An 11,885-nucleotide genomic window follows, 5' to 3' on the forward strand; every position below is an offset into this window, starting at 1 on the left:
GCTGGCCACACCCAACACCTCTTCCCAGGGCACAAAAAGGAAGCGGTCCCAGGCAATCCAGCCCGAGGACCGCTTCCTCACGCTCTTGACAAACGAGACCTACATATCAGGTGTACATCAGCGAACCGGGGGTGGTGAGCTTCTCACCGGTTTCCAGCCAGGTCTTCAGGCCGGAGAGGATCATCGGCCAGCCGCCGTAGAGCTGTTCGTTGGCCCCTTTGCGCAGGTCGCTGTGCGTAACGGTGAGGTGGCAGGAGTCGTCGCCTACCGGTTCGATCTCCCAGGTGATTTTAGACGTGCCCTCGGCCTTGACGTCCTCGCCCCAGAGCGCCCGCATGGTCTGGACCAGGCGGCGCGGCGGATCCACCTCCAGGTTCTCGCCCTCGCCCAGGGCCTCCCCGGCCTTGGGGTTGCCCATCACGAACTTGCCACCGGGTGTCCAGTCGGACTCCATGGTGTTTCCGAATTGGTACTTGCTGCGGATGTCACTGTCGGTGATGGCTTCCCAGAGCCGTTCCGGCGTGGTCTTGATGTAAATCTCGAAGATCTTTTCCATGGGAGTTTCCAATCTGGATTTGAGGTCGCTGAGGGCAGCGGCCCATGGTTCTGCGTATTTGCTGACCCAGCGGTCGTGGACCAGGCGGATGGGCACCGGGTTGAGGAAGTGCAGCTTTTCCCGGCCCCGACGGCGGGTGGCCACCAGGCCTGCATCCTCCAGGATGCGCAGGTGCTTGGCGATGCCGAAGCGGGTCATGCTGAACCGCACCTCAAGCGCACTCAGGGTCTGGCCGTCCTCGCGGAACAGCTCATCAAGCAGGTCCCGGCGGGTGGGGTCGGAGAGTGCTTTGAACACGTCGTCCATACCGCCAATGATAGGTGACTAAATGGTCACCTATCAAGGGTTTTACGCAGTTGGCTCAAGCCGGGAGCCGCGTGGGCGGTTCCTCGCCGTCAGCCGCGCGTGCGGAACCCCGGCGGCCGGGTGGCCTAGGGCCCCAGGGGGAGGAAGAGCAAGGTGAGCAGGGCGGGAAGGGTGGCGGCAAGGGTCCCCGGGACGCTCTCCCACCGCTTCGGGTAGTGGCCCTGCAGGTCGGCCAGCAGCATGGTGGGGGCGGTGAGGACCATGTTCAGGCAGCAATACACAACCAACGTGTACCCCACCACGGTTTCGCCGATGTTGACCGCCACCAGCCCGGCCGCCAGGCCCAGCGCGACCACCAGGTTCTTGTACCCGGTGGGGATGGCCCACATCATCACCGCGGGCACGTTCTCCGGCGGCGTGCTGAGGAACTTCTGCGCCCACCTGCTGCGCAAGAGCAGGAAACTCTCCACCGGGAAGACGCCCACGTAGATGGCCACGGCCATCACCGCAAAGACCTGGGACATGATGTTCATGCCGGAAGGGTAGGGCCGCGGCACTGTAGAGCACCATCCCCGGATTGGGGGATTCCACGGGAACCCGGGGAGCCGGATACTGAACCTATGTGGGAGGAACGCGCTGAGCGCGCCCGGCGGGAGATCGCCGCGCTGGCCACAGACGGACTGGACTTGTCCGCCCTCTATGCCGCCGCCCTGGCACTGGTGCGGCAGTCGGTACCGTTCGACCAAGCCTGCTGGGCCGGCGTCGACCCCGACACGATGGTGATGAATTCGGTCACCAACTGGCGGCCCTGGCCCGTCACCGACGAGTACGCCGTCCGGTTCGCCCAATCCGAGTATGAAGGGAACGAGCCGAATACCTTTGCCCAGTTGATGGGGCGTCCGCGCCCGGTGGCTCGGATTTCGGATGCGCCTGGCCCCGCGGTGGCCGGCAGCATCCGGGTCAATGACCTCTTGCGCCCGCTGGGACTGGTGCATGAACTGCGCGGCGCGTTCCGCGTGGACCAGTCGTGCTGGGGAGTGGGCAGCCTGTTCCGTAATGGGGCGGTCGACTTCAGCGACCGGGAGGTGGAGTTCCTGGCAGCGGTTACTGGCGCACTCGCCGCCGCAACCCGCATCGCCACCCGCGCCCACCACGCGGTCTGGCACCAGCATGGGGGCCCGATCATCGTCCTCGCCGGCGATCGTGGTTAGTTGCGGGCCGCCACCCCGGCCGCCACCACGTGGCTCCAGGCACTCGAAGACGCGGCTCCGGGCCGGTTCAGCATGGTGCTGTACGCCGTGGTGGAACAGGCAAAGGCGTCACGCACCGGGACGGCGCGGACCCGGATGCGGGACCTCGACGCCGGTTGGGTGGTCCTTCAGGCCAGCCGGCTCCTCACCGGGGACGATCCCGGACAGATGGTGGTCACGGTGGAGCCGGCCACCACCGGCCAGTTGCTGACCCTCCTCCTGGCTGCCTACGGCTTCACCCCGAGGGAACAGGAAGTCTGCCTGGAACTCATCGCAGGCAGCCCGGACGCTGATATCTCCCGGCATCTGTTCATCTCGCCGCACACCGTCCACGACCACCTCAAATCCATCTTCGACAAAGTGGGGGTGGGCAGCCGCGGGGAACTGGTCGCCAGGCTGACGGCAACTGGGTAGCCTTGGGCGCATGCAGAAGATATCGGTCGACGCCTTGGCGCGCCAGCAGCTCGAGGCAGCGCTCGCATCCCCCAACGGTCGTGCCGCCGATACCGTTTACGGCGGCCACGAGAAAATCCTCCGGCAATCCGTGATGGCGATGGCGGCCGGAACCCGGTTGAGCGAACACAAGAACCCCGGCGACGCCACGGTGTTCGTGATCCGCGGCTGCATCCGGCTGACCGCGGGTGGAGACTCCTGGCAGGGCAAGGCGGGGGACCTGCTGATCGTCCCGCCCGGCCTGCACAGCCTGACGGCCGAAGAGGACTCCACCTTCCTCTTCACCGTGGCCAAGCACCGCGACTGACCCATCGACTGCTCCGCAGTTGTCGTTCCGGGCGCTGAAAACGACTGGTACGGAGCACTCGAAGCAGGTTTGTCAGGAACGGTCGGTGACGCTTTCCTTCACCGGCCGTGGCTCCAGCCAGATCCGCTCCCGCGGGCCCGGCGGATAGGCGTACCTCTTCCCGGCAACGGTGATCAGCAACGCGGCAACCACCGGGATCGCCGCCGCGGCGGGGACCAGCAGCGCGCCGCCCACCACCAGGGCGGCCGAACCGTACAGGGCACCAACGGTGATGCCCAGCTGGATGGTCAGCACGGTCAGCCCGTTGGCGGCCTCGCTGTATTCACCGCCGGCCCGGAGGATCGCCGACTGGTTGTAGATGCCGATTGCCCCAAGGCCGGCCCCCCAGACCGTCATCAGCACCAGGGTGACGGGGAGGTTCCCTACCGCCAGGGGGAGTAAGAACATCGACGCGGCGATGGCCGCCGTCGTCACGATCAGGGACCGGCGCGGGCGCGAATCCACGGTCAGCCCGGCAATCCAGATGCCCAGCAGGCCAGAGCCGCCCAGCAGGGTCAGGGAGAGGCTGGTGGCGTAGTCCGGCAGGTGCGCCTCGCGGATGAAGGGTGCGATGTAGGTAAAGAGAGCGAAGTGGGCCAACACGAGCAGCGGCCAGGCGACGGCCACGGACTTTACTCCGGGCTGGCCAATAGCCTTCCGAAGCGAGGGCCGGGCTGCGTCGGTAATGCGGCGGACCCGGGGGAGCAGCCAGAACGCGAGGACGGTGAGGACCAGCCCAAAGCCGGCCAGCACCAGGAACGCTGCCCGCCATCCCAGGAACCCGCCCAGGGCGGTGCCCACCGGAGCCCCGATGGCCAACCCCAGGCTGTTGCCGCTGAACACGATGGCCAAGGCCTTGCCCACCTTGTCCGCCGGGACCACCCGGGCCACGAACGGCGCCATGGTGGTCCAGAGCAGCCCGTGCGCCAGTCCACCCACCAACCTGGCGATCATCGCCGAGGTGAAGTCCGGCGCCATCCCCACCATGGCGTTGCTCAGCGCGAACGTCAGGACCAACGCGACGAGCAGCGCATGCCGTGGAATTTTCCCCAGGAGCCGCGCCGCCGGAACCACGGTGACAACAATGACGGCGGCGTACGCGGCGGCGAGGTAGCCGGCCACGGGCTCGGACACGCCGAGGCCGGAGCTGATCTGCGGAAGAAGCCCTGACGGCAGCAGCTCCGTGGTGATGGCAGTGAAGGCTATGGTGGCCAGCACCGCCATGGCGGCATAGGGAAAACGGGCAGGGGACGGCGCGGAAATCGCGGAAGGCATGGGGGTGCGTCCATTCAAGGGGTGGGGTTGGAAAGCGGCTCGCTGGCCGGACAAATTCCTCCCTTAAATTTACAGGATCGAACCCCCTGCTCCGCGCCGGTTACGGCGTGTTCAGGCGTGCGTCCAGCAAGCCGGCCGCGACCGCTGGAGCCAGTCCGGGCGCCAGCGGGAGGCGCGGGACTACGAGGCAGTGCCACAGGTGGTAGATATCCGCCTTGCCGGACCACACCGTCGAGGTGACATTGCCGTTCTCGTCGAGTTCCTGCTTCCAGGAACCGTGCTCGTAGTCGATGAACCAGTCGCGGGCGTGGTCCCAGATCCGCTCATACCAGTCCGCGTACTGTTGCTCGCCCGTGGCAATGTACAGGGCGGCCGCACCGCCGATCGCTTCCGCTGGTACCCACCGGATGCGGGTGGTGACAACGGGTTTGCCTTCCCAGTCGACTGTGTAGACAAAGCCCGGATGGCCGTCCGGTTGCCAGGCGTCCCGGATGGCGGCATCGAACAAGCCCCGTGCATCCTCGAGGAGCCACTCCGGGACGTCCAGGCCGCGGGCCTCAAGCCCGGCACGGAGGTGGAGGAGCAGCCGCGCCCACTCCACCCAGTGGCCAGGGGTTCCACCGTAGGCGCGGAACTGGCTGGCGCGGTCATCGGTGTTGTACTCGGGCATGGGGTTCCAGTCCGGGTCGAAGTGCTCGAACACCCGGTAATTGTTGTTGCGCGCAAACCGGTGGATGAGCACCTCGGCGATGTGCAGGGCCCGTTCGAGCCACCTGTTCTCCCCGGTCACATCAGCCACGATGAGGTAGGCCTCCACCGAGTGCATGCTGGCGTTGCCGCCGCGGTATGCCTCGGTTTCCGTGAAGTCCCGGTTCCACGAGTCGAAGCACATGTTGGCCTCGTGGTCCCAGAACTTCGTGTCGGCGACCTGCAGCGCTTCATCCAGCAGCTCCCGCGCTCCGGGTCGACCGGCCGCGACGGCGCTTGCCGCGGCCAGGAGTACGAAGGAGTGCTGGTAGCCGGACTTGGTGTCGTCCACCGGACCGTCCTGGTCCACCTCCGCGTACCAACCGCCAAACTCGTCGTCGTGGAGGACGCCGTTGAGGGCGGCAATTCCGTGGTCCACGAGCGTGGCCGCTCCCGGCCGTCCCATCAGGGCGGCGACGGCGAAACTGTGCGTCATCCGCGCGGTGATCCACAGGTGGGTTGGCTTGTCGGCGAATACCTTGCCGTAGTTGTCGAGCCAGCCGAATCCGGTGGCGACCTTGGAGGCCTCGGCGAAACGGACCAACCGGTCGGTTTCCGCCTCAAGCCATCGTGCGTGGGCGGCGCTGTTCAGCCACGTCATGTCATGTCCTCTCAGTTCTCTCAGTTGCGTGGTAGGTAGAAAATATTGCGTCAGCCGGCGGCTTCAAGAACGCCGCGGACAATCGTGGCAGCCGCTCCCAGATAGGCCAGGACCACCAGGAGTTTCTGTGCTGCCCGGGCCGGAACAAATTTCGAGGCGACGTCGCCGAGCACCAGCCCGGCCAGGCAGGAGATGGCAACGGCACCCCACATGCCCAATGGCATCACGGGGAAGGTCGCGGGGGCAGTGATGGCCTTGGAGATGAGTGAGAACGTACCGATCGTGAAGAAGTACGGCTGCATGGTGGCAGCGAACGACTTATGCTGCCAATTGGTGGCGATCGAGTACATGCTGACGGCGGGCCCGCCCACCCCGGCGGCAGTGTTCATGAATCCGCTGAGGCCGCCGGCGGCCAGCAGGTAGCGCCGGCGCGACGGCAGCGTGGCGGACTTCAGTGCCAGCAGGACAGTCAGCCCGGCCGCGAGGAGCACCCCGATGGAGATCTCCAGCACCGGCGCTGGAATCAGGCGGATCAGGAAGGCCGCCGGAATGATGCCGAGCAGGGCAGAGGCAGCAAGAAACACGTAGCGCTTCCAGTCGATGTCGCGCAGCACCCGGAAGATAATGGCTCCTGCCGTCACCGCACCGCACACATTCACCAGCACCACGCCTTCCACCGGGCCCAGGAGCAGGACCAGGAACGGGGCCGCCACCAGCGCGAAGCCCATCCCGGTGATCCGCTGCATCCCGGCACCCATGATGACGGCCCCGAGGACCAGCCCGGTGGTCAGCATTTACGGTCTCCAGGCCACGTACTGGACCTCTTCGAACTCTTCGAGGCCCAAGCTCGATCCTTCCCGTCCCAGCCCTGACTGTTTGGCGCCGCCCATCGGGGCGAAGGCAACGGACGGCAGGGGGTCGTTCACGCCGACGATGCCGGCCTCAAGCTGCTCCGGGATTTCCCAGCCGCGCTTCGGGCTGCCGCTCCACACGTAAGCGGCCAGGCCCATCTCGGTGGCGTTCGCCTTCCGGACGGCGTCCTCCTCCGAGGAGAAGGTGACGACGCCGGCGGCCGGGCCGAACACCTCTTCGGTCACCAACAGTGCGTCGTCCGGAACATCGGCAAGCAGGGTGGGCGCCATGAACGCACCCCCGCCAGGGACCGCCGTGCGCTGGGTGACGCGGCGGGCGCCCCGGCCCAGGGCGTCGTCCACCAGCGCCTGTACGGCGGACACCCTGTCGGCATCGATGACCGGGCCCAGGTCCGGGACCTGCGCGCCGCCGTCGGGAACGCCATGACCGATGGTCATCGCGTCAAAGCGGGCGCCCAGCTTCTTTGCGAACTCGTCGGCGACGCTGTCCTGGACCAGGAACCTGTTGGCGGCCACGCAGGACTGGCCGGTGTTGCGGAGCCTGCCCAGGACGGCGCCGTCAACGGCCGCGTCAAGGTCCGCGTCCTCGAAGACGATGAACGGTGCGTTGCCGCCGAGTTCCAGCAGGGGCCGGACCACGCGCTCGGAGGCCGACGCCATGACCTGCCGGCCCACGCCCGTGGAACCGGTGAAACTTACGGCACGGACCGCCGGGTGGGCCATCAGCGCCGCGGTGATTTCGCGGGAAGGGCCATGGACCAGATTCACCACGCCGGCGGGAAAACCGGCGTCATTCAGGACTTCGAACAGGCCGGTCGCAGCCAACGGGGCCTTCTCGGAAACCCTGCCCACCACGGTGCACCCGGCGGCGAGCATCGCGGCGAGCTTGCGGGCCTGGATGGAGACGGGGAAGTTCCACGGGGTGAGGCTGAGGGCCACACCGACGGGCTTGCGGTTGCTGAGGTGGCGGCGCCCCCGGAGTTCAGGTGGGCTGATGGTGCCGGTGGCGCGGCGGACCTCCTCGGCGAACCAGCGGAAGTACTCCACCGAGAAGTCCACCTCGCCTTGCGCTTCGGGAAGCCTCTTGCCTGCTTCGAGTGCCAGCGTGTGCGCGATTTCGTCGCGGCGTTCCGCCAACAGCTCCGCCGCGTTGCGGAGCAGGTCTGCCCGGTGGCGGGCGGTGGTGCGGGACCAGCTGCCGAAGGCCTCGGCGGCGGCGTCGGCGGCCTTGGCGGCGTCCCCGGCCGAGCCCCAGGCGACCTCGCCCACGGTGCTGCCGTTGCCCGGATCAGTCACGTCCCTTGCGGTTCCGGCAGTGTGCCAGGTGCCGTTGACAAGGTGCCGGGCTGATGTGAGGTTCATGGAAGGAGCCTTTCGTTGGGCCGTGAGGGCACCGCCGGAGCCGCGCGTCGTCGTTGTACTCATCCCTTGCTTGCCCCTGCCGTGATGCCGGCAACGAAGTAGCGCTGCAGGAAGACGTAGGCCACCACCACCGGCAGGGAAGCCAGGATCACGCCGGCGAACAGCAGCGGGTAATTGGTCTGGAACTCACCTTGGAAGCTGAGCAATGCCAGTGGCAGGGTCCGGTTGCCGGGGGACTGGATGAACAACAGCGGGTAGAGGAGCTCGTTCCAGTGGATGACGAACAGGAAGATGGCGGCCGCGGCGATCGACGGTGCGGAGAGCGGCAGGGCGATGGATGCGTAGGTCTTCCACGGCCCGCTGCCGTCGATGGAGGAAGCTTCATAGAGTTCCTTGGGCAAGGTCCGCATAAACCCGCCCAGGATGAAGACGGCAATGGGCAACGTGGACACGACGTTGGCCAGGATCAGGCCGGCCAGGTTGTCCAGCAAGCCCAGCCTGCCAAAGAGGACGTAGAGCGGCACCATGTTGGCCTGTGCCGGGATGGCCATGCCCAGGACCAGGAATCCGAAGATGGCCCAGGACATGAACCCCTTCAACCGGGACACTGCGTAGCCGGCCAGGCTGGCCACGAACAAGGTCAACGGCACCGAAACGCCGGTAACGATCACGCTGTTCATGAAGGACGAACCCAGGTTCTGGCCGCCCACCACCTCGACGAAGTTATCCGGGGCGAGTGAATGCGGAAGGCTGAACGGGCCGGCGAACAGTTCCTGGGTGGACTTGAAACTGCCGAACGCCACCACTGTCAGCGGAATGATGATGATGACCGCGTAGATGGCCAGGATGGCGCGGCGGCTTAGTGTTGCGAGCATGCTGCTAGTCCCCCTTCGGGGTGAGCCGGAGCAACCGGCGCTGCAGCCAGGTGACCAGGGCGATCATCGCCATGAAGATAATCGACTGGGCGGCGGCGTAGCCGAACTCCGAGTTGGCAAAGGTGCTGTATATGCGGGTGGAAAGGATATCCAGGGCTGCCTTGGGCGGGTTGCCGGCGATGCCAAGAATCAGGTCGAAGGCCTTGAAGGACTGCACGGTGGTGTAAGCCACCACGATGGAGGTGGCCGGGGCCACGAACGGCCAGGTGATGGATTTGAACTGCTGCCATTTGCTGGCGCCGTCCATCTCCGCCGCTTCGTAGAGTTCCTTGGGGATGGCCTGCAGCCCGGCGATGTAGACCACCATCATCTGGCCCGAATGGAACCAGACCTGGGTGACGGCCACCCAGTACAAAGCCTGGGCGTCGTTGCCGAGGTAGGCTCCACCGTCCACCCCGACGGTTCGGAGGACCGAGTTGGCCAGGCCGAAGTTGGGGTCGTAGATGAACTTCCAGATGAAGGCCACCGAGACGGAGGACAGGATGGTGGGGAAGAAGAACAGTGCCCGCAGCAGGATACTGCCCCGCGAGTTCTTGGTCAGCAGCAGGGCCAGGACCAGCGAGAACGCTGTCTGGGCGATCACCACCAGCAGCACGAACTTCAGGTTGTTCGTCAGCGCGTTCGTAAACAGCGAGTCCTTGGTGAACGCCCGGACGAAGTTGTCCACGCCCACATAATTGAACGCCGCGGAGAATCCGTTCCAGTCCGTGATGGCGTACTGGAACGCCTGCAGCGTCGGCATCACCAGGAAGAAAGCGACGACGGCGACTGCGGGCAGCGGGAAAAGGTACAGGGCCGGATTCACCCGTGTGGGAGAGCGGCGGCGCACCTTGGCAGGGTTGTCGGGGGTGTGGTTGTCCGGGGCCTTCCGCCGGGCAGCCGTTCCCGGATGGATGCTCATAGCCGTTCGTCAACAATCTTCTGGGCGGCAGCGGCTGCCTGCTCCGGGCTGGTGCCGGAAATGACGGCCGTGGCGCTGGCCTCCACCGCGTTGCGGACATCGAGGTTATTGAACTGGAAGCGGGCGGCGAGTGCCGTCTTCTTCTGCAGCCAGGGACTGAGGCGCTTCAGGTCCGGGTTGGTGTACTCCACCTTGTCCACGGAGACGTGCTGGGCAGTCTGGTTGGCGTAGTATCCGGCGTTCTCGGGCTCGGAGAGGAAATCGATCCATGCCGCCGCGGCCGCCTGGTTCTTGCTGGCGGAGTTGACGCCCAGGATGAAGGTGGCGTTGTAGGCGCCCTCGTATTTGCCATTGCCGTCGGAGGTGGTGTTGGGGAACACCAGGTCGATCGGGAACTTGGCACCGAGTCCGCGGACCGCGGCGAGGTGGTAGGAGCCGGTGGCGAGCATGGCGGCCTTGCCCTGGGAGAACAGGTTCTGGGCCGGTTCAACGGCGGTGCCGGTGGCGTTGGGCTGCACGAAGGGCTTCAGGTCCTTGTACTGGCCCAGCATCTTGAGGAACCAGTCGTCCGTGCACTTGAGCTTGCCCTGCTCGATCTGGGCGCACATGTCGTCCACGGGGGCGTTGTTGGCGATCATGCAGTTGAACAGCTGGCCGCCGTTTCCGACGTCGCCGCCCGGCCAGGAGATGGGAATGACCCCGGAGGCGGCGAGTTTTTCGCACATGCCCAGGAAGGCGTCCCAGTTCTTGGGCGAGGTTTCTGCACCGGCCTTGTCGAAGAGGTCCAGGTTGGCCATGGGCATGGGGAAGACCACCTGGTAGGGCAGGCCGAGCTGGTTGTCGCCGCTCTGCCCGGCGGACAGGAGTCCCTTTTGGTAGTTGCCTACGGCTTTGCTGCCCTTGAGGTCGGTGTACACCCCGGCCTCGGTGAAGTTCTTAAACTGGGAGCCGCGGAAGGTGGCGAACGCGTCGCCGATGGAGCCGCCGCGAAGCTTCTGCAGTGCCTGGGCGTTGTAGTCGTTGGAGGTCGAGATGTCCTGGGCAATTTCCACGCCGTCGTGTTGTGCCACGAAGCGCTTGATGAGTTCGTCGAATACGGCCTTGTCCTCGCCGCGCCAGTGGGCGAAGGACACCTTGCCGGTGACGGCTCCGGTGGCGGGTGCCGACGGACCGGTTGCCCCTCCCGGCTTGGTGGAACCGCCGGGCCCGGCGCACGCTGCCGCAGCGGCGCCGAAGCCCAGGGCCCCGAGAAGGGCGACTGCCTGCCGGCGTGAAATCTGACTCACAATAATCTCCTCGTTGAGTGTTTGCTGTGCCTTGTTTGCTTGCTGCTGAGAGGGGCCGGGCCCCGTGACGGTGCTTGTGGTGCGGGAGAACTGCCTAGGCGTTGGTCCTCTGGGCGGACACGACGTCGTCCACCACGGCGCAAAGGCGCTGCAGCCTGCGGACGGCGTCGGTGGAGAGGGATTCGACGACGTCGGGAGCGCCGATGCAGGAAGCCCAGACTGCGCGTCCGGAGAGGAAGCCGCTGGCACCTTCGAGGCAGGCCCACCGGACGGCGTCCGGGAAGACGTCTTCGGGAACACCGGAGGAGAGGACCACCCACGGGCCGTCGATGGCTTTGGTGAGCTCGGCGCAGGCGTCGCGGACGTCAGCTTCCGAAGCCTGGCCGTGGAACGGGACCTCGGCCTTGTACAGGTCGGCACCCAGGCTGCCCAGTTCCTTGGCGGCGGCCAGGATGCCCGCGTTCCAGTCAAAGTCGCCGCCGGCCAGGGGCTTGCGGGAGACGGGTTCGATGATGCTTATCAGCCCCGCGGACCGGCAGCTGTCCACGAACTCGCGGACCATGGCCACGCGGCCCTCGGCGGGTTCGTCCGGGCGGTAGAGCACCAGCAGCTTCAGGGCCTTGACGCCGAGGGCGGCGTATTTGTGCGGATCCACCAGGCGGTCGATGGTCACTTCGCCCACCAGTTCGCCGTGGGCGGGTTCAAAGTGGTCGGCGGAGGCGATTAGCCCGCAACCGGGGTCCACCACGCCTTCCTCGATTGCGTGGTCCAGGGCGAACTGGCGGTCGATGAGGACGCCGGAGGCATAAGGGGTCAGGATCCGGGCCGCCTCGAGCTTGAAGTCCCGGAGGTCCTGGTCCGTGACGGGCTGATCGGTGTGCTCTGCGAACATGTTGCGCATGGCTTCGCGCTGGTCAACGGCGAGCATCGCAAAGGCGCCTGAGGGCCGTTGGAGCGGGGAGAGGTCTGCATGGTTCATGGGCTGGCTACTTTCA

Annotated in this window: 13 protein-coding genes; 3 read left to right on the top strand and 10 right to left on the bottom strand. The window is 66.3% G+C overall.

The features are described 5' to 3' along the window. Positions 1 to 106: 106 nt before the first annotated feature. Together DC347_RS18270 and DC347_RS18275 are read right to left on the bottom strand one after the other, a co-directional pair. Positions 107 to 862, bottom strand: coding sequence for a metalloregulator ArsR/SmtB family transcription factor (locus DC347_RS18270; RefSeq protein ID WP_109863968.1), 756 nt, complete (start codon positions 860 to 862; stop codon positions 107 to 109). A gap of 125 nt (positions 863 to 987) precedes the next feature. Next, the gene (locus tag DC347_RS18275) at positions 988 to 1,395 is read right to left on the bottom strand and encodes a DUF1304 family protein (protein WP_026264716.1); all 408 of its coding nucleotides are present in this window, start codon (positions 1,393 to 1,395) and stop codon (positions 988 to 990) included. Between the two features lie 87 nt (positions 1,396 to 1,482). Between DC347_RS18275 and DC347_RS22000 the strand changes: the two genes are divergently transcribed. From DC347_RS22000 to DC347_RS18285, 3 genes are read left to right on the top strand one after another with little or no spacing between them, the layout of a single operon-like run. Further along, entirely contained in the window at positions 1,483 to 2,073 is a 591-nt protein-coding gene (locus DC347_RS22000) for a hypothetical protein (RefSeq protein WP_240617854.1), read from the top strand. Continuing rightward, a complete protein-coding gene (locus tag DC347_RS22005; RefSeq protein WP_240617855.1) occupies positions 2,074 to 2,526 on the top strand; it encodes a helix-turn-helix transcriptional regulator in 453 nt (150 codons plus the stop codon). A 10-nt stretch (positions 2,527 to 2,536) separates the two neighbouring features. Beyond that, positions 2,537 to 2,872 (top strand): cupin domain-containing protein, encoded by a 336-nt coding sequence (locus DC347_RS18285; RefSeq protein ID WP_018762258.1) that lies wholly within the window; start codon positions 2,537 to 2,539, stop codon positions 2,870 to 2,872. A 72-nt stretch (positions 2,873 to 2,944) separates the two neighbouring features. Here DC347_RS18285 and DC347_RS18290 read toward each other — a convergent pair whose 3' ends face one another. The 8 genes from DC347_RS18290 to DC347_RS18325 all read right to left on the bottom strand — a co-directional run bounded on the left by DC347_RS18290 (position 2,945) and on the right by DC347_RS18325 (position 11,869). Then, positions 2,945 to 4,186, bottom strand: a complete 1,242-nt coding sequence (locus tag DC347_RS18290; protein WP_109863969.1) for an MFS transporter — start codon at positions 4,184 to 4,186, stop codon at positions 2,945 to 2,947. 100 nt (positions 4,187 to 4,286) lie between these two features. Then, positions 4,287 to 5,534, bottom strand: a complete 1,248-nt coding sequence (locus DC347_RS18295) for an AGE family epimerase/isomerase (protein ID WP_018762260.1) — start codon at positions 5,532 to 5,534, stop codon at positions 4,287 to 4,289. Positions 5,535 to 5,584: 50 nt separating this feature from the next. Continuing rightward, a complete protein-coding gene (locus DC347_RS18300; protein WP_109863970.1) occupies positions 5,585 to 6,328 on the bottom strand; it encodes a sulfite exporter TauE/SafE family protein in 744 nt (247 codons plus the stop codon). Further along, positions 6,329 to 7,768 carry an NAD-dependent succinate-semialdehyde dehydrogenase gene (locus tag DC347_RS18305; RefSeq protein ID WP_109863971.1) on the bottom strand — a complete coding sequence of 480 codons (1,440 nt, stop codon included), beginning with the start codon at positions 7,766 to 7,768 and terminating at the stop codon, positions 6,329 to 6,331. Positions 7,769 to 7,827: 59 nt separating this feature from the next. Beyond that, the gene (locus DC347_RS18310; protein WP_018762263.1) at positions 7,828 to 8,643 is read right to left on the bottom strand and encodes a carbohydrate ABC transporter permease; all 816 of its coding nucleotides are present in this window, start codon (positions 8,641 to 8,643) and stop codon (positions 7,828 to 7,830) included. A gap of 4 nt (positions 8,644 to 8,647) precedes the next feature. Next, the gene (locus tag DC347_RS18315; protein WP_109863972.1) at positions 8,648 to 9,604 is read right to left on the bottom strand and encodes a carbohydrate ABC transporter permease; all 957 of its coding nucleotides are present in this window, start codon (positions 9,602 to 9,604) and stop codon (positions 8,648 to 8,650) included. Continuing rightward, on the bottom strand, positions 9,601 to 10,890 hold the full coding sequence (locus tag DC347_RS18320; protein WP_018762265.1) for an ABC transporter substrate-binding protein: 1,290 nt from the start codon (positions 10,888 to 10,890) through the stop codon (positions 9,601 to 9,603). Before DC347_RS18320 ends, DC347_RS18315 begins: the two co-directional genes overlap by 4 nt. Before the next feature lie 94 nt (positions 10,891 to 10,984). Continuing rightward, positions 10,985 to 11,869: an aldolase gene (locus tag DC347_RS18325; protein ID WP_018762266.1), complete on the bottom strand. Its 885-nt coding sequence runs from the start codon at positions 11,867 to 11,869 to the stop codon at positions 10,985 to 10,987. Positions 11,870 to 11,885 lie beyond the last annotated feature (16 nt).

The organism is Pseudarthrobacter sp. AG30 (assembly GCF_003116525.1).
Taxonomy (GTDB): domain Bacteria; phylum Actinomycetota; class Actinomycetes; order Actinomycetales; family Micrococcaceae; genus Arthrobacter.